General features: G+C 40.6%; 19 protein-coding genes. 14 read left to right on the top strand and 5 right to left on the bottom strand.

Features of this window, described 5'->3' with window-relative positions; all coding sequences use genetic code 11:
- Nucleotides 1–7: 7 nt before the first annotated feature.
- Genes lipB through hflX form a run of 3 tightly spaced genes read right to left on the bottom strand, consistent with a single transcriptional unit; the run spans nt 8 to nt 2320 of the window.
- On the bottom strand, nt 8–709 hold the full coding sequence (gene lipB, locus CLV99_RS19445; protein ID WP_133586173.1) for a lipoyl(octanoyl) transferase LipB: 702 nt from the start codon (nt 707–709) through the stop codon (nt 8–10).
- 32 nt (nt 710–741) lie between these two features.
- Nucleotides 742–1101 carry a four helix bundle protein gene (locus CLV99_RS19440; protein WP_133586172.1) on the bottom strand — a complete coding sequence of 120 codons (360 nt, stop codon included), beginning with the start codon at nt 1099–1101 and terminating at the stop codon, nt 742–744.
- A gap of 28 nt (nt 1102–1129) precedes the next feature.
- Nucleotides 1130–2320, bottom strand: a complete 1191-nt coding sequence (gene hflX / locus CLV99_RS19435; RefSeq protein ID WP_133586171.1) for a GTPase HflX — start codon at nt 2318–2320, stop codon at nt 1130–1132.
- Between the two features lie 197 nt (nt 2321–2517).
- On the opposite strand from hflX, the gene CLV99_RS19430 reads away from it, so the two are divergent.
- Together CLV99_RS19430 and recG are read left to right on the top strand one after the other, a co-directional pair.
- The gene (locus CLV99_RS19430) at nt 2518–3504 is read left to right on the top strand and encodes a hypothetical protein (protein ID WP_133586170.1); all 987 of its coding nucleotides are present in this window, start codon (nt 2518–2520) and stop codon (nt 3502–3504) included.
- A gap of 108 nt (nt 3505–3612) precedes the next feature.
- Nucleotides 3613–5718 carry an ATP-dependent DNA helicase RecG gene (gene recG / locus CLV99_RS19425; RefSeq protein WP_133586169.1) on the top strand — a complete coding sequence of 702 codons (2106 nt, stop codon included), beginning with the start codon at nt 3613–3615 and terminating at the stop codon, nt 5716–5718.
- A gap of 4 nt (nt 5719–5722) precedes the next feature.
- Here the strand turns inward: recG and CLV99_RS19420 are convergent, their stop codons facing one another.
- Together CLV99_RS19420 and CLV99_RS19415 are read right to left on the bottom strand one after the other, a co-directional pair.
- Nucleotides 5723–6421, bottom strand: coding sequence for a hypothetical protein (locus tag CLV99_RS19420; RefSeq protein WP_133586168.1), 699 nt, complete (start codon nt 6419–6421; stop codon nt 5723–5725).
- A 136-nt stretch (nt 6422–6557) separates the two neighbouring features.
- Nucleotides 6558–6944, bottom strand: a complete 387-nt coding sequence (locus CLV99_RS19415) for a RidA family protein (RefSeq protein ID WP_133586167.1) — start codon at nt 6942–6944, stop codon at nt 6558–6560.
- Nucleotides 6945–7830: 886 nt separating this feature from the next.
- Here CLV99_RS19415 and nagA point away from each other — a divergent pair.
- The 12 genes from nagA (at nt 7831) to CLV99_RS19355 (ending at nt 23819) form a co-directional block, all read left to right on the top strand.
- On the top strand, nt 7831–8940 hold the full coding sequence (gene nagA / locus CLV99_RS19410) for an N-acetylglucosamine-6-phosphate deacetylase (protein WP_133586166.1): 1110 nt from the start codon (nt 7831–7833) through the stop codon (nt 8938–8940).
- 11 nt (nt 8941–8951) lie between these two features.
- Nucleotides 8952–10616, top strand: a complete 1665-nt coding sequence (locus tag CLV99_RS19405) for a glycoside hydrolase family 10 protein (RefSeq protein ID WP_246032812.1) — start codon at nt 8952–8954, stop codon at nt 10614–10616.
- 30 nt (nt 10617–10646) lie between these two features.
- Nucleotides 10647–11354, top strand: coding sequence for an N-acetylmuramoyl-L-alanine amidase (locus tag CLV99_RS19400; RefSeq protein ID WP_211348581.1), 708 nt, complete (start codon nt 10647–10649; stop codon nt 11352–11354).
- Between the two features lie 694 nt (nt 11355–12048).
- Entirely contained in the window at nt 12049–12645 is a 597-nt protein-coding gene (locus CLV99_RS19395; RefSeq protein WP_133586165.1) for an RNA polymerase sigma factor, read from the top strand.
- A gap of 229 nt (nt 12646–12874) precedes the next feature.
- Complete coding sequence (locus tag CLV99_RS19390; RefSeq protein WP_133586164.1) at nt 12875–14059, top strand: FecR family protein; 1185 nt, start codon at nt 12875–12877, stop codon at nt 14057–14059.
- 95 nt (nt 14060–14154) lie between these two features.
- Entirely contained in the window at nt 14155–17718 is a 3564-nt protein-coding gene (locus CLV99_RS19385) for a SusC/RagA family TonB-linked outer membrane protein (protein WP_133586163.1), read from the top strand.
- A gap of 11 nt (nt 17719–17729) precedes the next feature.
- Nucleotides 17730–19187 (top strand): RagB/SusD family nutrient uptake outer membrane protein, encoded by a 1458-nt coding sequence (locus CLV99_RS19380; protein WP_133586162.1) that lies wholly within the window; start codon nt 17730–17732, stop codon nt 19185–19187.
- Nucleotides 19188–19189: 2 nt separating this feature from the next.
- On the top strand, nt 19190–20128 hold the full coding sequence (locus tag CLV99_RS19375; RefSeq protein WP_133586161.1) for a hypothetical protein: 939 nt from the start codon (nt 19190–19192) through the stop codon (nt 20126–20128).
- Between the two features lie 69 nt (nt 20129–20197).
- The gene (locus CLV99_RS19370; RefSeq protein WP_133586160.1) at nt 20198–21331 is read left to right on the top strand and encodes a TlpA disulfide reductase family protein; all 1134 of its coding nucleotides are present in this window, start codon (nt 20198–20200) and stop codon (nt 21329–21331) included.
- 7 nt (nt 21332–21338) lie between these two features.
- Entirely contained in the window at nt 21339–22367 is a 1029-nt protein-coding gene (locus CLV99_RS19365; RefSeq protein WP_133586159.1) for a TlpA disulfide reductase family protein, read from the top strand.
- Between the two features lie 51 nt (nt 22368–22418).
- Complete coding sequence (locus tag CLV99_RS19360) at nt 22419–23069, top strand: hypothetical protein (protein ID WP_133586158.1); 651 nt, start codon at nt 22419–22421, stop codon at nt 23067–23069.
- 171 nt (nt 23070–23240) lie between these two features.
- Nucleotides 23241–23819, top strand: coding sequence for an RNA polymerase sigma factor (locus CLV99_RS19355; protein WP_133586157.1), 579 nt, complete (start codon nt 23241–23243; stop codon nt 23817–23819).
- Nucleotides 23820–24284 lie beyond the last annotated feature (465 nt).

Genomic DNA, 24284 nt, shown 5'->3' with positions numbered 1-24284 from the left:
TATTCCTTTAATCTGTCAGTTCCATATGGAACAGGGTCGCAATATGTTTCTTCAACTTATCCTTGACTTCGCCCATATCTAATTTATGGCCAAGTTCACGCTCCATGGAAGTGACATCTTTATCATCTATACCGCAGGGGATGATATTGCCAAAATAATTGAGGTCGGCATTGACGTTGAATGCAAAACCATGCATAGTGACCCAACGGGATGCACGTACACCCATAGCACATATTTTACGGGCCTTGTCATTGTCTGCATCAAGCCATACACCTGTAAAACCATCGTACCTTCCTGCTTGTATTCCGTAGTCCGCTAATGTCAGTATAATGGCCTCTTCTAGCGTCCGCAAATAAAGATGTATGTCGGTAAAGAAATTGTCCAGATCTAAAATCGGGTACCCTACAATTTGCCCGGGGCCATGGTAGGTGATATCACCACCACGGTTGATCTTATAAAATCGTGCATCCTTTTCCTTTAACCCCTCCTCATCCAAAAGAAGATATTCCGGGTGTCCACTTTTTCCTAAAGTATAAACATGGGGATGCTCTGTAAATATAAGATGATTGGGCGTCGGATTTTTCGTGTCGTTTACCCGATTATCATGCTTAATGGCCAGGGTCTCCGCAAATACTTTCTCTTGTCTATCCCATGCCTCTTGGTAGTCAACCAAGCCCCAGTCGGTGAATTGAACAGTTTTATTTTGCATTTAAAAGTTATGTAGTTACGAAAGTTACGAGGTTATGTAGCCTTAGCATCTAGGCTAGCGATCAACTTCGTTGTCATAATTCGTATAAATGTGATTTTTTCTATAATGATTTTATTATCGTTGATGTAACCTAGCATTTTAGCTATTTCAATTTGAGCTTCGAGTTCTGATAATGATCCTAATGCTATATAGAGAAACCTAGTCCATTCTTTGTTTCCACGTCTACCAGCTCCCTCGGCTATGTTGGAGGGAATCGAAATTGCAGATCGACTTATTTGTTGACCTAAGGTAAATCGTTCATCTGCAGGAAAGGAATTTGTAATCTCATATACATCCTTTACAAGAAGCATACTCTCTTGCCAAACTTTTAAATCCTTGTGTGATTTTACCATAACTTCATAACCTCTATAACTTTATAACCTAATAAAGCAAATTATTATACGGATACCGTTTGTTATGTAGGTCTGCTATGACTTCATAGAGCTTCTCTTTAAACTCTTCTATATTCGTCTTGTTTGTAGCGGATAAAAAGATTGCTGGATCGGAGTTTTTGGCCATCCAGGAGTTTTTAAAGTCGTCAAGTGTTACCTTTATTTCTTCGCCTTCTTCATCGACTTCAACAGGAGGCTTATAGGCATCAATTTTATTGAATACGGTAATAGTCGGCTTGTCCAGTGCTTTGATATCTTTTAGAGTCTCGTTGACCGCGATAATATGATGCTCAAAGTCCGGGTGGGAGATGTCTACCACATGAATCAATACATCTGCTTCGCGAACTTCATCTAGGGTGGATTTGAAAGACTCGACCAAATGATGAGGCAACTTACGTATGAAACCCACGGTGTCGGACATTAAAAACGGAAGGTTGTCGATGACTACTTTCCGTACAGTCGTATCTAAGGTTGCGAATAACTTATTTTCAATAAGAACATCGGCTTTCGATATCATGTTGAGGATAGTCGATTTACCAACGTTGGTATAGCCGACTAAAGCGACACGTATCATCTCTCCACGGTTCTTGCGCTGTGTTTCGTTCTGTTTGTCGATAATTTTTAACCGTTCTTTCAGTAACGAGATCTTGTTTAAGATAATCCGTCTATCGGTTTCAATTTGAGACTCTCCCGGACCACGCATCCCGATACCCCCACGCTGACGCTCTAAGTGAGTCCATAAGCGGGTAAGGCGTGGCAGTAGGTATTGAAGCTGAGCGAGCTCGACCTGTGTTTTTGCCTGTGCGGTCTGTGCATGCTTAGCAAAGATGTCGAGGATTAAGCTGGAACGGTCTAGGACTTTACGTTGCAGCTCTTTCTCTATATTACGAAGTTGGGAAGGCGATAGTTCGTCATCGAAAACGATCATGTCGATGTCCTCCGCTTCTACATATTCTTTGATTTCCTGTAATTTACCGGTACCGACAAACGTAGCATGTTCAGGTTTCGCCATTTTCTGTGTAAATACACCTTTAGTGTCGCCACCGGCAGTTTCTACGAGAAAGCGTAACTCTTCGAGGTACTCCTGTGCTATAGCTTCTGAAATATCGGGTGTGATAACCGATACCAAAATAGCGGTTTCTTGTTTTATTGCGGTGTCGTATATCTTAGTTTTTCCCATATATGTCTGTTATCTCTTGTCTTACTGTCTACTAAGAACAAGGAAACAAAGATAATGGTTTTTTATGGAGCAGTTAAATAAATAGAAGGGCGAATGTTTTTTGTAAAAAAAATAGTTATTAGAGGGTAACAATCTGCGTCAACCATTTATATCATCATGTAAACAGATTAAATAGTAACAATTAAAATCTTAAAGACATGAAAAGAACATTTACTTTTAAAACTTTGGCGGTATTGCTGTGTGCATCCTTTATCGCGACATCTTGTAAGAATGACGGAATAGAAACCGAGATAGCTGGACCATCAGCCGCAGCTTTTAAAGAAATGAGGGCTCAGTCGCTACAGGATCTAACGCAGACGAAGACTTTTAAGGCAGAAGACGGTGTGGTTTTTACTTCCTCCAAAGGAGCTAAAGTAACGATACATCCCAACTGTCTTCGGGATGCCAGTAATAATCTGGTTTCCGGAGATGTGGCCCTTTCTTTTGTTGAGATTTATGACAGAGGAAATATGGTAATGACCAACAAGCCTGTGATGGGAAAAGACGCTTCAGGAAATTTATTGCCTTTGGTGACAGGGGGAGAATATAATATTCAGGTTAAACAGGGGGATAAAGTTCTGAAACCGGGATGTACATTTTCGGTGACAGTACCAGCGGCTAATACTGGCGGGTTGGACATGGATATGAAGCTGTGGAAGGGAAATATCAATGAGGCAGGAGACCTGGTCTGGGAGGAAGTCAATCCTGAAGGACAGGGAAAAGAAGCAGGAATAGGACCTAATACAGAGACCGCACGATATGATATCTGGGGAGATAGTTTCGGATGGGCGAATGTGGACCGCTTTTATAATGACGCACGGCCAAAGACGCAGATCAAAGTTGTGGTGCCTGCAGAATATAACAAGGAGAACTCAGGTGTGTTTTTAGCCTATGAGGGGGAACCGAATGTATTGGCCCTTTTGGATACTTACGACAGTAAAGATCATTTCTTTTCGGAACACTATGGTTTTGTGCCTGTAGGCCTGAATCTGCATATTGTGTTTGTTTCGGAAAGTAACGGAGCTGTGGCTTATGCAATCAGAAAGGTCAAGATTGAGGATAAAGGCGTTATTACAATCGGTAAAGAAGAGATAAAAAGAGAGACAAAGAGCAATCTGGTTAATATGATAAACAATTTAAAATAAATCCGACCAATCCCCTATATATCAGTAGGCATTTCTGTAGCGGTTTTCATGTGTGCCGAAATACAGAAACGTTTTAATTTAGTTTTTGTAAATTAGCCGTTCTTAGGAATGGCTAATTTATCTTTAATAACTCCAATAGAATACCTCAAAGGTGTAGGTCCGCAGAAAGCTGATGTAATAAAAAAGGAGCTGCTGATATTTACTATTGGGGATTTGTTGCAGTATTATCCATTCCGGTATATTGACCGTACTAAATTCCATAAAATACGACAGGTACATGCAGATTTGATCGGAGCGCAGATACTGGGCCGCTTGATTTCGTTGAAAGAAGTCGGTGAGCGTCGGGGGAAGCGTCTGGTGGCACAGTTTCGTGATGAGACAGGAACTATGGAGCTGGTTTGGTTCCAGAGTATACCCTGGCTTAAAAAAAGCCTGAAAATCGGTAGTCCCTATATTATCTATGGTAAGCCTGTGGAGTTCAACGGTGCGATCTCGATGACCCATCCAGAGATGGAGCTGTACAGTTCTGCGGAGAAGAAGGTTGGCAATATGACGATGCAGCCGGTGTATTCTTCAACGGAGAAATTAAAGAAGTTCAATCTGGATACCAAAGGTATTCAAAAGCTTCAGCAGACAGCGCTGGAAGCGGTGTATAATGGGATAGAAGAGCTATTGCCTGCTTATATTCTTCAGAAGCACAATCTTATTGGTCATAAAGAAGCATTGTTGGCTATACATTTTCCTCAAAATGTGAATGAGCTGAATGCCGCTATCAGACGGTTGAAGTTTGAAGAGCTTTTTTTTATACAACTGCGACTTCTGCGTAATAAGCAGTTGAATACCCAAAAATTCAAAGGGCATCGGTTTGATAAGGTGGGCGATAGGTTTAATGCTTTTTTCAATGAGCGGTTGCCTTTTCCGCTGACTAATGCGCAAAAGCGCGTGATCAAGGAAATCCGGCAGGATACGAACACAGGCGCGCAGATGAATCGGCTGGTGCAGGGAGATGTTGGGTCTGGCAAGACAGTGGTTGCACTGATGAGTATGCTGATAGCATTGGATAATGGGTTTCAGGCCTGTATGATGGCACCTACTGAAATCTTGGCTACGCAGCATTATAATGGGCTCAAAGAACTAATTGGTGAGGATATCTGTTCGATTAAACTGCTGACGGGGTCTACACCGACAAAAGAACGACGTTTGATACATCAGGGGCTGGAGGATGGTTCTCTGGATATCCTCATAGGTACGCACGCGCTGATTGAAGACAAAGTGAAGTTTAAGAATATCGGCTTTGTCGTGATTGATGAACAGCACCGATTCGGAGTCGAACAAAGGGCTAAATTGTGGAGGAAGAATGTCGTGCCCCCGCATATGTTGGTTATGACGGCGACACCTATACCACGTACCTTGGCAATGACGCTGTACGGAGATTTGGATATTTCTATTATTGATGAATTGCCAGCTGGACGTAAACCTATAAAGACAGTTCATTTTTTCGAAAATCAGCGCCTGCGTGTGTTTGGTTTTATACGGGAGGAAGTTACTAAAGGTCGACAGGTGTATATCGTTTATCCATTGATCAAGGAAAGTGAAAAAATGGATTTACTGTATCTGGAGGCAGGTCTGGAAGGATTGATGCGGGAATTCCCTCTGCCGCAGTATCATATCAGTATTGTGCACGGTAAGATGCCTGTGAAGGATAAGGACTTTGAAATGCAACGTTTTGTGAAAGGCGAAACCCAGATTATGGTCGCGACTACCGTAATTGAGGTAGGGGTCAACGTGCCAAATGCGTCGGTCATGATTATTGAAAACTCTGAGCGTTTTGGTCTGTCCCAATTGCATCAGCTACGTGGGCGTGTAGGCCGTGGAGCGGAACAGTCATTCTGTATTTTGATGTCAGGAGATAAGCTAAGTAAAGAAGGACGCAAACGGTTAGATACGATGGTACGGACGAACGATGGCTTTGAAATCGCGGAGGTGGATCTTGAACTGCGTGGCCCGGGAGATCTGTCGGGGACACAGCAGTCGGGCGTGTTGGAAATGAAGATTGCAGATTTGGCCAAGGATCAGGCGATATTGAGTGAAGCCCGTAGTCGGGTGATCGAAATATTCAAGGAAGATCCACAACTGCTGGCACCACAGCACCAGCAATTGTCCATCTATCTTAATCAACGGGCTCCAGGTATATCCTGGGATAAAATCTCGTAAATACCTATTGTAATGTGGGATGCCCGTCTTTACAGATGATCCCTTTTGGAGGATTTGGATTCTGTGTTGGACATTCCTTTCCTGTTTTGTGATACCTAGCGTAGTTTAAGTGGTTTAATTGTTCTGTTTTTTTGAAAAAAAGGCCTAATTCACGGGTTTCAGTATAGGCAACAGGTATAAATTCGCAGTCTTTTCTTATTGTGAGGATATTCCATTTGCTGGCGTCAGTGCAAGGTACATCTTTGAAGAAGTCGCGGATTTGAGGCAATAAATTTTCTATTTTTTGGTCGATTTCTGTAAGTTCAAGGTCAAATGCCGATGCGACGATCATTTTACCTTCTTTGCAGCGTAACCCAAAGTTAGGAGGTAGTATTACAGGTGTAGTGTTATATGCTATTGGGTCATGTTTACCGGGCTTGTACGCTTTGCTAGCCTGTTCGGCAAGATTTCGATATTCTTTTATCAGCGCATTGTATTCCTTTTCAAAACTGGGGTGCACAGGGACATATCTGTAAGATAGTGTGTCTATACGCCATTCTTCTACGGGCTTGCAAGGCTGGTTCTCAGCCAACTTGATTGCTTCCTGTAGTTTTACGTCAGCAAGACGAATGAGTTCGTCATATTTACCATCGTCTTTGCTGCAGGCGGAAAATAAAGTAATTAGACCCAGTAGGTAGCAAAATAAGAGGTTAGTTTTTACCATTTTTTTTGAATTAACGTTTATAATGTACTTAATACGGTAGATGAGTAAAAATCGCTACAAGGTCTAAAGTTTTTGTTAAAAAAAAGCCCTGTGTGATCAGGGCTGAAATGTGTTTGTAAAGGTTGTATTATTGGAATTATGCTTTCCAGGCAATCACCGATATTTCTACGTTTACGTTGCGCGGTAATGTTTTTACCGCGACACACTCGCGTGCAGGCTGGTTTTCGTTGAAATACTGTGCATACACTTCGTTTACTGTTGCAAAATCATCCATGCTCGATAAGAAGATGGTAGCTTTGCATACATCTTTGAAATCATAACCAGCGTGATTTAAGATGGCACCAACATTTTTTAATACCTGATGGGCTTCATCTGCTATACCTGTAGTGACCAATTCCATCGTCTCCGGATTGAAAGGTACCTGGCCCGATACATACAATGTTTTGTCTGCTTTGATAGCTTGGTTGTAAGGCCCGATTGCTGCAGGTGCCTTATCTGTGTTGAAGATTTCTTTCTGTGACATTATTATTTAGCTATAAATATTTTATAAAGGATTCCTAAGACAAAGACTGTAATCGCAATGATATTGATGATGCGCATTGCTTTTATACTACCGTTTGTGCTTTGTTTGGCTTTTCCCATAGTCTGAGGTTTCGTGTGATACGAAGTTACGAATATTTGTTGCTTTTAAATGCGGAATGTAAATTGATAAGGTCAAAGTTTAAAATAGTCCTTGTCAGGACGAGACCTTCATTTTTGTCTTGACACAAAAACGAAGCAAAAAGGTCAAGACTGTATAGCCTATGTTCATCACAGCACGTAAAGCTATTAAGGCGGTTTCTAAGGTCGCCACAACGCTCGCCCCACCCTTAGACTGGAAATCCTTGGTTACTGCAATACGTACGACAATCTGTGTGATAGCTTTACGGCTTTAGTTTCCATATGCTACAAGGTCGTTTTTCAGGTGTCGCTTATTGATTACAGCGTCTTCTATTCTATTGAGAGGCTTCAAAGCGGCCTTAGCTTATTTGGCAGTGAAAGTAGGCATGGTGTATGACAATCCTTACATCTTGCATTATCTCCAGCAGATTCCAGTCCTAGCGTGGATTTGAGTGTAGGAGACCTAGGAACTGCGCTTACACCATGGCGTTACTGGAGCAACAAATAAGATACAGCCTTGATTTTTGCCAAACTTTTGATCAAGCAAAAGTTTGTTGCCCTGCGCCGGCATAGAGGCGCATAAAAATCTTCATTTCTCCTGATATCATCTGTTACAAAATGTTAACAAAATGTTTTTTTTTCATGATGTTTTCTCTTGCATTGGCATTCAAGAGCTCTAAAGATAACATTGTGATTGTTTTGTGTCTGTGCCTGATGCAGGGACATCATGATTTTTTTTAAATTGCAGTATGGAAAGAAAGCTAGCTTTGTACAACGGAACAATCTATTCCGGATATAATATTATACACCATCATGCTCTGTTAATCTCGGATGGCAGGATTGAGAGAATAGTACCCGAGACCCAGATTCCAGAAGGATTTGAGAAGGTCAATGTAGAGGGAGATAACATATGTCCCGGATTGATCGATCTACAGATTTATGGGGCAGGAGGAAATCTGTTTTCAGAAATACCAAATGCAGATGCGCTCGATAAAATAGAGCAGGAATTATTGAGGCAGGGATGTACTTCTTTTTATTTAACATTGGCAACAAATACCATTCAAGTATTTGATGAGGCGATTCGTGTGTTTAAGGAAGCTTCTCCTCGGGTGGCGATGGGCTTGCATCTGGAAGGACCTTTTCTGAATGCTAAAAAGAGAGGAGCGCATCCAGAAGCTCTTATTGTCAAAGCCGATATCCCTACACTACGCCACTTGTTGGAAGGCAATGAAGATGTTGTCGGGATTATAACGGTAGCTCCGGAATTGTTGGAACAGGACTGTCTTGATTATTTGGTAGAAAAAGGATTGTTGATCAGTGCCGGACATACTGATGCGACATTTCATGAGGCGTCGAACGCATTCGATAAGGGGATTAAAGCTGCAACACATCTTTGGAATGCGATGTCGCCATTGCATCATCGGCAAGCGGGCGTACCGGGTGCCATATTCAATCATAAGAATGTATGTGCTTCAATAGTGGTTGATGGCATTCATGTCGATTATGAAGTGGTAAAGATCAGTAAAACGCAATTGGGTGAACGGTTGTACTTGATTACCGATGCGGTTACGGGGTGTGAAAGTGGAATTTATCAACACGTTTTTAACAAGGATCATTATGTGCTGCCTGATGGCACGCTGAGTGGATCAGCATTGACCATGTTAGGGGCTATCCGAAATTGTGTTGAGAAGGTAGGGATTCAATTGGATGAAGCCATTCGGATGGCAACGACTTACCCAGCCCGACTGATAGAACGAACAGATATCGGACATTTAGGGGAGGGCGCAAAAGCGAATGTATTGGTTTTTGATCAATACTTTAATGTGAAAAAGGTTTATTTTGAGGGAGAGAAAGTGTAGTTTTGCGTACTATGACTTTAAATACGATTAAAAGCGCAGTCATTGCTGCACTATTAATTTCTGTCTTTATGTTTTCTTGTGCTTCACGTAAGGATAAAAAAACGCAAGGTAGGAAGAAAGCAGAGACAGAGGTCTCTAATTCTAAGGCGACTACAGTCGTTCAGAAGGAAACTCCGAAAAAAGATGTTAAACCTCCATTAGTGGCGCAGTCCGCTGAAATGGCACCGCCAGTAAAGGCTAAAGAAGAAGAGTCTTTGGTGGTCGATCTTCCGTCTGTACCGCGCGAATTCCGAGCTGCTTGGGTAGCTACGGTGGCTAATATCAACTGGCCTTCTAAACGTAATCTGACTACAGAACAGCAGAAGCAAGAAGCGATTGCTTTATTGGATATGCTGAAGGATAATAATTTCAATGCGGTTATTTTTCAGGCCCGCCCATCTGCAGATGCCATGTATAATAGCCAGTTCGAACCATGGTCTTACTTCTTGACCGGAGAGATTGGCAAGCGTCCTGAACCTTACTATGACCCATTGGATTTTTGGGTGCAGGAAGCACATAAGCGTGGTCTTGAGCTGCATGTATGGCTCAACCCTTATCGTGCACACCATTCTAATGGGGGGACGGTTACTGCTGAGTCTATGGTAAAACGTACACCAGATAATGTGGTGCGATTACGTAATGGCATGTATTGGTTTGATCCTGCAGATCAGCGTACGCAGGACCATGCGGCAAAGGTGGTCAATGATATCGTAAAACGTTATGATATAGACGGAATTCATTTTGATGATTATTTCTACCCTTACGCAGAATACAATGGCGGAGCAGACTTTCCAGATAACAAAACTTGGAATGCTTATAAAGCAGATGGTGGCGCACTGTCCAGAGGAGATTGGCGTAGGGATAATGTAAACCGCTTTATAAAACGGGTATACGAGGAGATCAAAGCGGAGAAGAATTTTGTTAAGTTTGGTCTGAGCCCATTTGGCATTTGGAAACCAGGCTATCCTTCAGGAGTAACCGGTTCTTCACAGTATGATGAATTATATGCTGATGCGAAATTGTGGCTTAATGAAGGGTGGATTGATTATTTTACCCCACAGCTTTATTGGCCGATTGAACCACAAAAACAGAGCTTTACGGCGCTGTTGAAATGGTGGCAGTCTGAAAATAGATATAATAGACATTTGTGGCCTGGCCTGAATACGGTAGAGGTAAGAGCTGCGGATAAAACAAAGGAAATCGTGAATCAGGTTGCTGCATCTCGTGAGATCGTGCCGAATAGTCCTGGAGCGGTACATTGGAGTATTGCTGGCCTTACGAAAAACCCGGCCATGTTGCCTGCATTGAAAAATGGTCCGTACAAGGAAAAGGCGTTGATTCCAAAGAGCCCATGGCTTAAGGCTAATCTACTGTTGCGTCCGACTTTGTTGTTGACGAACCAGAAGAATACGGTATTTGCGAAATGGTTGCAGAAACAGCCTGATCAAGTAGCGCATTGGATTGTGTATACCCGCTATGGTGAGGTGTGGACAACAGATATCCTCGATGCTGGAGTTACTTCATTGGAGCTTCCGAAGCAGAAAGATGGAAAGACACTTTATGATGTGGCAGTGCGTGCGGTAGACCGCTTGGGCAATGAAAGTGCTTATATTGCTAAGAGTGTGCAGCATAACTAAAAATAGCTTTTAAATAAAAAAGAACTATACATGGGAGTAGCTTGGATTATTAAAAATAAGATGCTTTCATGGAGAATAATAATATCAGTAGGCTTGGTCTTCGGGAGTATTTTAGGACTTTCCGGACAGACCAAGCCTAGTGTCATAAAGCGACCTATACAATGGGATGCAGACCGCGAGCGGCTTTCGTTGGAATACCTGTTGAAAAGGCACGGTATTCATACGGATACCGCTCTGATAGAACCGCGTATAGTTGTAGTGCATTATACCGAGAATATGAGTGTGAATGCGACGATTAAGACGTTTAACCCTATATTTCTTCCCGGAAGGAGGGATTTGCAGACGGCGAGTTCTTTAAATGTGTCTGCACAATTTGTGATCGGTCGGGATGGTCGTATCTATCAGTTGCTGGAGGAAAATCAATTTGCCAGACATACGATAGGCCTTAATTATTGTGCTATCGGTATCGAGAATATTGGTACACCCAACAATCCATTGACTGAAAAACAACTACAGGCCAATACAAAGCTTATCAAGTATCTCCGTAAGAAATATACAATTGAATATGTGATAGGACATCATGAATATCAGGCATTCAAGAAGACAATGTGGTGGAAAGAGAGTAACCCAACTTATATCACTCAAAAGCGCGATCCCGGAGATAAATTCATGCATGCCCTGCGCAAAGAGTTGGGGCTTCCTGTTACGTTAAAAATTACGCCCTTACCATCGCAGTAGTTTAATAAGATTAAAATTAAAAGAAGGTTTAAATTATTCTATTTGTCCTTATCAGGACGGGATCTTCATTTTTTTGCTTGACCAAAAAAACGAAGCAAAAAAAGTCAAGACTGTGTAGCCTATGTTCATCACAGCACATAAAGCTATCAAGGCGGTTTCCAAGGTCGCCACAACGCTCGCCCCACCCATAGACTGGAAATCCTTAGTTACAGCAATATATACAACAGTCTGTGTGATAGCTTTACGGCCTTAGATTTCATATGCTACAAGGTCGTTTTTTAGGTGTTGCTTATTGATTACCACGTCCTCTATTCCATCGACAGGCTTCAAAGCGGCCTTAGCTTATTTGGCGGTGAAAGTAGGCATGTTGTATGACAACCCTTACATGTTGCATTATCTCCAGCAGATTCCAGTCCTTGGGTGGGGCCTTTAGATTAGGAGACCTAGGAATTGCGCTTACACCATGGCGCTACTGGAACAAGAAATAAGATATAGCCTTGATTTTTGCTAAACTTTTGATCAAGCAAAAGTTTGTTGCCCTGCGCCGGCATAGAGGCGCATAAAAACCTTCATTTAAAATAATAACAACACAATACGATATTCCCTTCTTAATCAGGAGCTCTGTAGCGAACATATTTATAAAATCGTTATTAATAAAAAATTCATAATTTTGTTTCGTTTAAAGTAAGGACGCTTGGAAAAAGAAGAATTTAGTGAAAGTAGATGGATTTCTCTTTTAATAGAGGGAGATCGGCAGGCTTTTTCTAAGCTTTATAATCTGCACTCTCCACTTTTATTGCATAAGCTGAATCAGCTTCTCCCTGACCAAGATAGCGTACTGGAGGTTCATCAGGTATCCTTTGTGCGTTTGTGGGATATGCGCGAGCGCATACAGCTAGATCAGGGAATCTGGCCATTACTGCATACTATAGCGCGTAATCTTGTTGTCGATTATTTCCGAAAATCAGCCTCCAATGAGGCGGTCCGTAAAGCTTTGTTGACACAGGCAACGTTATATTACGATTTGGAAGAAGAGAATGATACGGTAGAGCGAATGACCGAAGCATTGTCTGTAGCAATAGAGCGGTTGCCGACTAAGCGTAAAGAGATTTTCCTGTTTTGTAAATTTCAGGGTAAAAGTTATGAAGAAGCTGCTGAGGCCTACGGGGTATCTGTCGGTACCATAAAAGACCATATGGCCAAAGCAATGCGCTTTCTAAAAAGTGAACTGGGTGAAAAACTATTTGGGTTGCTTATAGTATTACTTGGTTTTTGGATTAATAATAGATAGGCTGCTATCTTTCTGAAATATCCCTCGTCTGGAATAATCTACATCATCGATACTTTTTTACAGGGTGGTTACTGGTAGAGCTCTGAGCTCATTCAATACTATTGGAGTCAGTTTACCGCTGTTTTTTAATAAGGTGTTAAATTTTTTTAAAAAATATAATTTTTAGAGCATAGACTTTGTCGTATTACTGCGTATATAGATAAATGCGCGCCACTAAAAAACTGAAGTTATGTATAACAAAAAACAAGTTTTTGAACAATACTTGGTAGGGAAATGTACACCCGAGCAGGCTGCTTGGTTGGTTGATACATTTTCTGAGGAGGATTTTCGTGCCGAACTGGAGCAGTATATTGACGAGGTGTTTGAGGCTAAGTTGCAGCAGGATGACCACATCGAAGAGCTAACCGTGCTTTCGAAAGAACAGTATCCTATTATAGAGAACATGATTTTTGGAGAAGAATCTCCTTCGAAAATCCGTCCGTTGATCCCTTACCTGCGTTGGGTTGCGGTTGCCGCAGCAGTGATTATTGGTTTTATCGGTTATCAAAGAAGTAAGGATATGGTGTCGCCTTCTGATGCGATCTCCACAAAGGTCATTGCTAAAGCAGCAGAAAATGCCTCAGCAAATGATGGAGTGACTTTAACCTTGCCAAGTGGAGAAATTGTCGAATTGTCAGATGGTAATGAGACCGTGTATGCGAGTACAGAAAAGCAGAATGGTAATTCCTTCTTTGAGCTAAAAAAGCTGGAGGAAGCGAAAGAGCCTATGATTCAACAGGTAAATGTTCCAGCAGGAAAGACAGGAGCCTTGATGTTGACGGATGGTACTAAGGTATGGCTCAATGCGGGGTCGAGACTGACCTATGATGTTAATTTCATTGGTGGTGTGCGTAAAGTCGAATTAGAGGGTGAAGCCTATTTTGAAGTAGCAAAGAATAAAGAGAAGCCATTTTTAGTGTTTTCCAATGATCAGAAGATTCGAGTATTGGGGACACATTTTAATGTCAAAGCTTATGGAGAGAACCGGACCACTACTACCCTAATGGAAGGAAGTGTTGAGGTGGCGACCAATAGCCGGGCATATACGTTAAAACCGGGACAGAGTAGTATTGTAACCTGGGGAGGAGCTGATATGAAAGTGTTACCTGCGCAAATGGATAAGGTTAATGCTTGGAGAAATCAAGAGTTTGCCTTCTTTGATGCAAGCCTTGATCAGATCGGGAATGAGCTTTCTAGATGGTATGGAGTAGAGGTTCAGGTGGTGACCAGAGGAAAGGGATATGGATTCACTGGAGTAATATCCAGAAATAGAAGTTTAGAAGAAGTCTTAGAAATATTAAATCGAACGGGGCAGATCCGATACCATATTATGCCAGTTGGCGTGAAGGAAAGGAGGGTCGTCTTGATGGTATAGCTTTACACGAATACAAATTCAATCTAACTAACCACTGCTTTGATGGGAATAAGCAGTCGTACACCGTAAATATTGAACTAATAAATTATTACTGAATGAATTTATCTAATGCCAGGGCATTACTGAAAAGTATGGCTTTGGGAAAACGTACAACTATCTTACTGGTTGCGCTAGCCTTTGCGCAAATGAGTATGGCGGCTTTCGCACAGCGCGTCAGCATCAAGAGAAAGGGAATGACACTTTCTCAAGTTTTTAGTGAAATCAAGAGACAGTGCAACTGTGATTTCTTTTACAATGAGTCATTGGTCAAATCCAATAGACCTGTAGATATCGATATGCAAAATGCAACGGTACAAGAGGTGCTAGATCATTGTTTCAAGAATCAACCGTTGCAATATAGTATAGATAATAAAACGATTGTGATTACTGCAAAACCACAATCGATTGCACAGCAAAAAGTACAGGTCCGTGGACGTGTAATGGACTACAAAGGAAAGCCACTTCAAGGTATCACTGTAAGCGAAAAAGATAATCCACGTAATACCGTAGGTACTGATGTAGATGGTACTTACGTCATCTCTGTAACGAGTACGAATGCTACGTTGGTGTTCAAGAGCATGGGATTTGAAACGTTACAGATACCATTACAGGGGAAAACTTGGACAGAAGTACGTCTTACACCAGCAGAGAATCAGCTAGATGATGTCGTTGTAACAGGATATCAGAATTTGAATAAAAAATCCTTGACGGGTTCGGTTGCTACTGTCAATATGGAGCAGTTAGAAACGATCTTCCAACCGAATATTGATAAGTTGCTGCAAGGGCAGGTACCGGGAATGACGGTGATGAGTACATCAGGAGCACCGGGAGCGATGCCACAGATCCGTATTCGTGGTACGGCGACATTGAGTGGTAACACACAACCACTATGGGTTGTCGATGGTATTATCTTAGATGATGCGGTCAATGTATCTGTAGATGATATCATGACCAACCGTAACCTGATCGCCTCGGGAATTGGTGGTGTCAATGTCGAGGATATAGAGAGTATCAACGTATTGAAAGATGCCGCAGCTACTGCCATTTATGGTACACGCGCGGCGAATGGAGTAATTGTAATTACCTCAAAGAAAGGTAAGGCAGGGAAGACGCGTTTAAGTTTTACGAGTAACCTGAGCTTGGGTGAACGCCCGCGTATTGAAGATGCCTATATGATGAATTCTAAAGAGCGTATCGATGTCAATCGTGAAATGATCAATAGAGGGTTCTTTAACGCGAATAGTCCTGCTGCAGGGGAATATAATACCGTGTCTGATTTTGAACGTTATTTCATCGATGTGATGGACAAGAAATTAACATGGGATCAATTTAATCAGAACGTTAATTATCTGGAGACAGTAAATACGGATTGGTTTCAGCATTTGTTCAGAACCTCGATTACCAATAGACAGAATCTAAGTGTTTCTGGTGGGGATGAAAAAACGACTTTTTATGCATCAGGCTCTTATATGGACGACCAGGCTACGGCGAAAGGTGTGGGACAAAAAACATATACTGGTTCATTAAAAGTATATACCAAAATTTATGATAAGATCCGTCTAGGGGTAATGATGGATATAAATGCACGTGAAAATAAAAGTTTCTTCGCCGTAGATTCAAAAGAGAATCCTTTTGAATATGCTATTTATACTACCCGTGCGCAACCTGCGACAAATCCTGATGGTACTTATAGCCATTTCTATCTTAACGGATTGGAGTATAATTTCTTGGAGAACAGAGATAAAGGTTGGCGTGATTCGAGAAATTTTGGATTAAGAGGATCGTTAGATCTAGAATATAAAATCATGAAAGATTTAACGTTTACATCCTTATTTTCTTATGCTAAACAAAGTACAACGGATGAGGATATCGCGGTTGATGATAGTTATTTCGTTCGAATTAGAAAAAAGGATAATCGTGAAATTGTAAATGGAGAGTATGTATATACCTGGAAAGATGGAGGGTACAGAAAGGATAAAAATTCATATAATGGATCGATTACTTTTCGTAATCAGTTGACCTATAATCCGTTTTTTAACAATCTACATTATCTGAATGTAATGATAGGTCAAGAGGTGCGCAAGTCTAGAACGAGTGATGTTAGTACTGAGATATATGGTTATTCGCACGATAGAGGACACCAACAAATCCCTCAGTTTGATTATATGAAGAAACTGGCTATTCCAACCTGGACTGAAAACTTGAATGATGGGGCTAATCTTTCTTATTTTGGTGCGGTTAACTATACCTATGATAATCGCTATACGATGAGTTTTAATGTCCGCACCGATGGCTCGAATCGTTTTGGTTTAAAGACAAATCAATTATTCCAACCATTATGGGCGATTGGAGCGAACTACCAGATGAAGGAAGAAGAATTCTTGCAAGATGTAGACTGGGTTTCGTATTTGACGTTAAAGGGATCTTATGGTAGCCAGGGGAATGTGGCTGCCCAAGCCTATTCTGATTTAGTCGCTAGGATCGGCGTGAGTGATGCTGTGAATCCATCAAATTATGTGACGATTATCGCTCCAAAGAATCCAAATCTAAAATGGGAACAGACCTATACTGCCAACGCTGCATTAGAAGCTGGGTTCTTTAAAAGACGTTTGATGTTCAATGTAGAGTGGTATCACAAGAAAGCTGTTGATTTATTAGGTAACCGCCAGGTATCTCAAGTAACTGGTTTTGATCAGGTGCAAGTCAATTGGGCCTCTATGTTGAATCAAGGTTGGGAGTTTTCTTTCAATACGATTAATATAGATAATGAGAACTTTAGATGGTCAACTAATATGAACTTTGGTTTCAACAAAAACAAAGTATTAGATGTGTATACAAAACCAACTGTACAAAATCTGACAGATCCTCGACGTACGAATTACTCTGCAACAGCTGTTGTTGGTGAGCCTATTGACGGACTATGGTCTTATCGTTTTGCGGGCCTGAATGAACAAGGTAGAGCGACATTCTATACTGCTAAAGAAGGAGAAAAGGTACTGTATGGTATGACAAATGTTAATGGATTGGCCTATTCAGGTGTTATGAATCCTACAACGCAGCTTGGATTTACGAATACATTCACCTATAAGCGAATAACCTTGTCAGGGTTATTTATTGGTAGTTTTGGTAATGTGATGCGTTTACGTAACATGTCTAATGGTAGTTTTCTTAGTTTCCCAGATCCAACACAAAATATGTCTAAAGAGTGGGTAGATAGATGGCAGAAGCCAGGTGATGAGGCATACACCAATATACCAGTTCTCGAGGGAGCGACTGATAATGCATTGACTGCTCTAGCGCCAACAAACGGATTAATGTTTGATAATTCAGATTTACGTACCGTAAAAGGTGATTTTATTCGCTTGCAAAACTTGTCTGTGAGCTATGATTATTTCACACCTCGTTTACGGGCTTTAGGTATACAGAATATCCGCTTAGCGCTTCAAGGTAATAATTTATATGTATGGAAAGATAAAGAGTTAAAAGGGCAGGATCCTGAAGCTCAGGGTTCTAGAAACCTTCAGTACTCGAATACAAGAGAAAGAGCAGCTATCAACTTTGGAAATACGTATTTGCCAGTCCCAAGGTCATACTCTTTGTCTTTAATGGTACAATTTTAATTGAGAGAACAATGAAAAAATATATAAAATATGCATTTTTAGTGCTTGCAGTTGGTTTTTCCGGGTGTAAGGATATGTTGGATATTAAGCCGGTACATAGTATGATGCCAAAGTCTTTGGAAGATTTTGAAGCCGTTTTATTAGGAGGATATCCAAAGACGGATTTTTTCGCTAAGACGGATATGTTGACGGACAATGTCTATGCTAATTTCAATGCAGACAATCAGCCAACTCAGGAGCATGAACGATGGTTTACATTTTCTTCGTCTTTATTAGCACCAGGTACGCAGTCTGATCCTTATTGGGGACAGCTGTATAAGAGCATATTTTATGCTAATTCGGTGTTAGATAATCTAAAGAAAATGACAATCGAACCGGCTCAAAAATCACTTTATGAACAAGTGCAAGGAGAAGCTTATGCCTTACGTGCATATTGTTACTTCTACTTAATCAATTATTATGCGGATGTATATAGCCCGGCTAATTTAAATCTGCCAGGTGTGCCTATGCCATTAAATGCGGAGGATGTAAATACCAATACAGGAAATAATGAGCGTACACCTCTTGGAAAAGTATGGGAGCAGATTTTATTAGATATTGACCAAGCGAGCACGCTTTTATCAGGGAAGAAAATTACCGATAGATATCGTTTTTCATACAATACCATGCAACTTTTTCGTGCAAGAGTTGATTTGATGATGGGGAATTATGAGTCTGCAATCAAATATGCGTCTTTAGTGATTAACGAATATCCTTTAGCTGACCTTTCGGGAATTGAAGGTCTTTTTGAAAATTCTAGTGGTGGATTAAAAGGTGTATTAAATCTAAACTTTGGTTTCGTCGATACACAAGTTAATAAGGAACTGATGTTCTTTACAGGAGGTAAGGCAAATAATAATCCTTACTATTATGGGACTGGGGCTATGAAGCCTGTAGAAGAAATATTGAATTTGAGTAAGCGTTACGGGGAACTGAGCGACTATCGACAGTTTATTTATGACCCTATGGAAGAAAATGCTACTCAACAAATCAAAACAGGTAAAACGGTTTATAAAATGTATGCTTCACAGACTTTGCTAGTTTATTATGTTGCTTTTAAAGCTAGTGAAGCTTATTTGATTCGTTCTGAAGCGCAGGCTCGTTTAAATAAATCTGAACTTGCGTTAAACGATATCAATTTGATTTTGAAAAGTAGAATGCGTAAGGATTTTGTGAAAACTTTGAATGTTAGCGATTTTGCGGATAATGCGGCTGTTCTGAATCGCGTATTGGAAGAACGTCGATTAGAGTTAGCTTTTGATGCAGGATTAAGATTTTTGGATTTAAGAAGATTTGGAAAACCAGAGATTGTACATGTATACAAAGATGCTAAAGTATTTACGCTAAAAAAAGATGATCCGCGTTATATTATGCAGATCCCACCATCGGAATCTGAAAATAGTCCAGGCATGCCATTAAATCCAAGATAGTCATGAAACAGATAAATAATATTTTCTATGTTGCTATAGGGTTAATTATAGTGACACTTACAGTGAGTAGCTGTAAAAAGGAGTCTAGCATTTTACCTACTGATGAACTCGGGTTTGAAGAGTTATTCAAACCTAAGCAAGATGCTAATCCTATTGAGAAATCTCTTTATGCAGATTACAATGTATGGGTAAGAATGGATTTTAACGAATCTAGAGAAGTTTACAATTCTTATTTGGGGCAGGATGTGAATAATGCCCGCTACCCAGTTTATAAGGTTGATGAAGATAAGAGAGAAAGCGCGTATATCTATATGCAAACTCTATTGTCTAATGTCTCCAAAGAATATGCACAGCAATTAATGCCTAACGAAATATTCTTCGTGAAGAACTATGGGCATCCACTTTGGGGATACCAATTTAATGCTATCGCTCGGAATAGACTCGCTTTTGTATGGCCTAATGAAACTTATGGCGCTCAACCGGTGGTGGACATAGAGAATCATTACTATATAGATTCTGCCCTAACCAGAGCAACGTGGGGAGAATTGAGTAAGATGATTGGAAGTCGGATTACAGAAGAGATCCCTAATTTTGAAAAAATTGGAAAGCCGTACGACGGAGGAGCTGCTTTTACAAAAATAAGGGATCAGTATTTTATTGATTACGATAGAGACAAGAGAGATAGAGAATGGCAAGCTTTAGCTGATCAAGGGGGATATTTGGATCCTTATGCCTCATTCTCCTTTAAGGATGAATACGCTGCTTTTTTTAAATTATTATTGTTAGAGTCCTATGAAAATATTGACAAGCAATATCTGCAAGGAAATGCTATGCGTAGACAGAAATACGATGTATTTGTCAAGTATTTCAAAGATAAATACAACTGGGATATTCAAGCTTCAGGTAATAAATACCGCCAAAAACTAGATAGTTTTCAATAAAAATACGATCAGCAGGTACTAGGACCTGCTGATCTTGATATATGCTAATACGTTAAAATAAATAGATAGATGAGAGTTTTAAAAATGATGATGTTGTTGGCGCTACCTGGTGCGGCGATGGCGCAAAAATCAAGTTTCAGTATTGAAGGAAAAATACAGCACCCTCAAAAAGAAGGTAAGGTATTTATGTCCATCCGTACACCAAGTAGTGAGGTGTTGGATTCGGTAGCGGTGGTAAAAGGAAAGTTTTCTTTTAAAGGTGAAGCTAACGGTCCAACGATGGTGTACATGATATATGATCAAGAAAATAAAGGGTGGAATCGTGTGAGCTATAATACGGATATGGTTGGATTTTATGTGGACAAAGGAAAGACCGTTATCAATGCTAAAGATTCTTTGAAAACAGCTGTAATCAAAGGTTCTGCATTACAGACGGCTTATACCGCTTATCAAGATATGTTGAAGGAGTCTGAGGATGGAATCAAAGATATCAATATGAAATACAGTAGCGCTACTCCTGAGCAACGTCAAGACGAATCATTTGCAACTCCTCTTCGTGATCAATATATGGTATTTGCCAATAAGAAAAGAGAGTTACAAGAAGATTATATTGCTAAATACCCTACTTCCTATTTTAGTTTGATCGCTATTCAGGATCAGTTACAGGCAGGAAAGACGGTTCTAGAAATGGAGCCCGCTTATAATGCGTTGACGAAAGCAGTCCGTGAATCAGAGGTCGGATTGGAGTTTGCGAAACAGATTCACGCAGCGAAAACAACCGCTGTAGGTGTGATGGCACCCGATTTTACGCAGAATGATGTGAACGATAGCCCAGTGAAGTTATCTGATTTTCGAGGGAAGTATGTATTGTTAGATTTCTGGGCTTCATGGTGTGGGCCTTGCCGTGCAGAGAATCCTAATGTGGTTGCTGCTTATGAGAAGTTTAAGGATAATAACTTTACGGTATTAGGTGTTTCTTTGGATCAACCAGGTAAGAAAGCAAACTGGTTGAAGGCCATTGAAGACGACAAGTTGGCGTGGACGAATGTGAGTGATTTGAAATTCTGGAATAATGAAGTAGCGAAGTTGTATGGTGTACGTGGTGTGCCTCAGAACTACCTGATAGATCCAGAAGGAAGAATCGTTGCTAAGGATTTGAGAGGTGAGCAATTACATGAGAAATTAGCGGAACTTTTAAAATAATAGGGAGATGAAAATAAGATCAATTGTAGCAGTATTTGCATTTTCAGTACTTTCTTTCTTTACCGTAAAGGCGCAAACTTCGGATAAAGTAGTCTTGGTTGGGAAAGTCGATCCAAAGTACAATAGTACTAAAGTATATTTATACAATAATATCACGGGTGATAGTGATACGACAGTTGTTGAAAACGGTGGGTGGCGTATTGAACTTCCATTTACCGTTCCAACGAGGCATATGTTGGCTTCGGAAGCGGAGTCAAAGAAACATGGTGGTTACGCTCCTTTTGGAGTATTGGTCGACGGACCAGGAACGGTTACTGTAGAAGGGGACTTGGAGTCCTTTTACACCTCAAAGGTTTCTGGTTCTAAGTCACACGATGTGCTGAACCAGTATTTTGCATTAGTGCAGGAGCAGGGCGGTAATGAAGCTGCGGTTATGGCTGAAGTTGTAGCAAAGAATGCTAATTCTTTTGGAGCAGCATTTTTATTGGATCGTTATGGTAAGGTGATGATTCCTGAGGATGCCTTGAAGGCGTACGAAGGGCTTTCTTCGGATGTGAAGAAGAGTTTCTACGGAAAATCTGCCGGCAACCAGATTAAGGGCGCATTGCTTTCTAAAGAAGGGGCTGTGGTCAAAGATTTCACCTTATTAAATGAAAAAGGGATGGAAGTTAGTTTCTCTTCGTTAAAAGGTAATTACGTGCTTTTGGATTTCTGGGCATCATGGTGTGGACCTTGTATAGAAGAGTTCAAGACATTAAAAGAAGTGTATGCAAAATATAAAGGAAAGGCTCCGTTTGAGATTTTGAGTATTTCTACCGATAAAAGCGAAGCCGCATGGAAGGGGGCGCTGAAAAGTCAGCAGCTGCCTTGGGTACAAATGCATGATGTGACTGGCGATGACGCTATTGCAACTAGTAGATTTGCAGTTACGGCATTGCCAACTACCTTTTTGATTGGCCCTGATGGTACAATCGTTGCGAAAAACTTGCGTGGCAAGGAGCTGGAAGCTTATTTGGCCAAGCTGTTTGGAAGTTAAACAGGCTATTTAGTCAATACTAACTATAGAGATGATTAATCAATTGCAATCATGAATTTTTTTTTGAATATATTTTCAGTAATAAATCTTTTATTGCCTGTATTGGTCTATGGGCAGTTGCCAATTGATGTTGGACGAGGGGCAGTTGTCATTCGGATGGATTATATTTCTTTAGACGGGGATACTAGCATATTTCAGAATAGCCGTTATGAGTTAGCTGAAAATATTGTTCAGAGAAGGGCCGCAGGAGAACCATTGGTTGTAACATCTGAAGGCGAAGGTATTTCGCTTACAGCTTATGTTGCCGAACCGGAGTATGATATTGATACTAAAAATCAGACCGTTTATGTGAGAAAGATAGAAGGGTATAATGGTCAGGATACGGTCATTCTGAAGGATTTTAGTTTTGATATATTTTATAGAAGTGCATTAATGAATGTTGATCAAAAAACGGAGGTAGATACAACTAGTTCTGCAGTGGTTGAACGTTTTGGTATGCAATTTAAAACTGGACGATTTCGCCACGACCAAAATGAACTATGGTCTGATTTTCTTTACACGAATGAGGCTATGCCCATGTCTTCTCCGCTTACGTTACTAGTACATGGATTTAGTGGATTTATTGCTGAGCTTGATCTTTTAGTCGATAACGCAGGGGTATCCAACGGGAAGATTAAAGCGATTATTACAGATATTAAATAAAAATGAGTTTGACACTTACTTCAATAGGTTGCTAAGTGATACTTTATAGTTAGTGTGTAGACCGTTGGTGAAAGATTTCATCAACGGTTTTTTCTTTTACACTGTTTTTTCTTATACTTGACATCTAAATTTTACACTAACTCTCCTAATAACGGATAAATCACGCATATTGTGAAAAGGGAAGATCTTGAAATGGTACAGGCGATCAATGATGCTGATCCCAATGCTTTTAAGAAGCTATTCGATGGTTATTGGAAAAAAGTGTATCGTATGGCTCTTCAAAAATTACCCCGAGAAGAGGATGCTTCCGATATCACTCAAGATGTATTTTATATTATATGGAAAAATAGAGGCTATTGGCACGTGAAGAGTAATATAGAGGCTTACCTGTTGTCTATGTTACGGCATAAGATTTATGATTTTTACGCCCATAGGGATCGCCTTCCAATTTTTGTTCCCCTTAATGAGCAAGAGGAATATTGGGACTATAGTTTCCAAGAGGGGGAACAAGACGATTTTTCCGAAGAAAATCAATTGGTGAAAAAGGAAATAGATGCGATGCCAGACAAAATGCGGGAGGTATTTCTATTAAGCCGGTTTGAAAACCTATCTGCTCAACAGATAGCAGACAAACTGGGCATTTCAGTACAAACGGTGAGAAACCAAATTTCATCCGCATTGAAGCGCTTTAAACTGCGCTTCGGTGATAAAGCGACCTGGTTGTTGTTTTTGTTTTTTATAAAGTTTTAAAGGTGTGTCGCTCAAGTCGCGATGTTAAATGAAGTTTTTTTTGCGCCTCTCTGCCGGCGCAAGGCATGTTACTTTTCCCTCAAAAGTAACCAAAACTCGTCACTGTGCCGGCTTGCCACAACGGATTACTATTCCTACAATTGGCAACCCGCCAAGGTGACATTTGACGAAGGTGCAACGTAAATGCTTATGTATTGGTGCCAAACAGATGACTTAAACTGTCAAATGATAAGTATTCAATTAGTATAAAGTGAAAATTAAACGGCCTAGGGTGTTGTAGCGTTAAGAAAACAGAAGAAGTCTGACGAGAATGGATTTAAGAAGTGCAACGGCTCAAATACATTCCGGACTTTGAACTGTTTTTAGCGTAACAATACCCAAGCCTTGATTTTTCTTAAGGTTTTGATCAAGCAAAACCTTATCACCAGCGCCGGTGACTTAGGCGCATAAAAACCTTCTTCAACC

Source organism: Sphingobacterium yanglingense (assembly GCF_004363245.1).
Classification (GTDB): domain Bacteria; phylum Bacteroidota; class Bacteroidia; order Sphingobacteriales; family Sphingobacteriaceae; genus Sphingobacterium; species Sphingobacterium yanglingense.
The sequence above is the reverse complement of the archived record's forward strand: the minus strand, read 5'-3'. Positions and strand labels throughout refer to the sequence as shown.

Coding starts and splice junctions, on each gene's coding strand:
- lipB (WP_133586173.1), bottom strand. CDS start 709: ATGCAAAATAAAACTGTTCAATTCACCGACTGGGGCTTGGTTGACTAC.
- CLV99_RS19440 (WP_133586172.1), bottom strand. CDS start 1,101: ATGGTAAAATCACACAAGGATTTAAAAGTTTGGCAAGAGAGTATGCTT.
- hflX (WP_133586171.1), bottom strand. CDS start 2,320: ATGGGAAAAACTAAGATATACGACACCGCAATAAAACAAGAAACCGCT.
- CLV99_RS19430 (WP_133586170.1), top strand. CDS start 2,518: ATGAAAAGAACATTTACTTTTAAAACTTTGGCGGTATTGCTGTGTGCA.
- recG (WP_133586169.1), top strand. CDS start 3,613: ATGGCTAATTTATCTTTAATAACTCCAATAGAATACCTCAAAGGTGTA.
- CLV99_RS19420 (WP_133586168.1), bottom strand. CDS start 6,421: ATGGTAAAAACTAACCTCTTATTTTGCTACCTACTGGGTCTAATTACT.
- CLV99_RS19415 (WP_133586167.1), bottom strand. CDS start 6,944: ATGTCACAGAAAGAAATCTTCAACACAGATAAGGCACCTGCAGCAATC.
- nagA (WP_133586166.1), top strand. CDS start 7,831: ATGGAAAGAAAGCTAGCTTTGTACAACGGAACAATCTATTCCGGATAT.
- CLV99_RS19405 (WP_246032812.1), top strand. CDS start 8,952: ATGACTTTAAATACGATTAAAAGCGCAGTCATTGCTGCACTATTAATT.
- CLV99_RS19400 (WP_211348581.1), top strand. CDS start 10,647: ATGGGAGTAGCTTGGATTATTAAAAATAAGATGCTTTCATGGAGAATA.
- CLV99_RS19390 (WP_133586164.1), top strand. CDS start 12,875: ATGTATAACAAAAAACAAGTTTTTGAACAATACTTGGTAGGGAAATGT.
- CLV99_RS19385 (WP_133586163.1), top strand. CDS start 14,155: ATGAATTTATCTAATGCCAGGGCATTACTGAAAAGTATGGCTTTGGGA.
- CLV99_RS19380 (WP_133586162.1), top strand. CDS start 17,730: ATGAAAAAATATATAAAATATGCATTTTTAGTGCTTGCAGTTGGTTTT.
- CLV99_RS19375 (WP_133586161.1), top strand. CDS start 19,190: ATGAAACAGATAAATAATATTTTCTATGTTGCTATAGGGTTAATTATA.
- CLV99_RS19370 (WP_133586160.1), top strand. CDS start 20,198: ATGAGAGTTTTAAAAATGATGATGTTGTTGGCGCTACCTGGTGCGGCG.
- CLV99_RS19365 (WP_133586159.1), top strand. CDS start 21,339: ATGAAAATAAGATCAATTGTAGCAGTATTTGCATTTTCAGTACTTTCT.
- CLV99_RS19360 (WP_133586158.1), top strand. CDS start 22,419: ATGAATTTTTTTTTGAATATATTTTCAGTAATAAATCTTTTATTGCCT.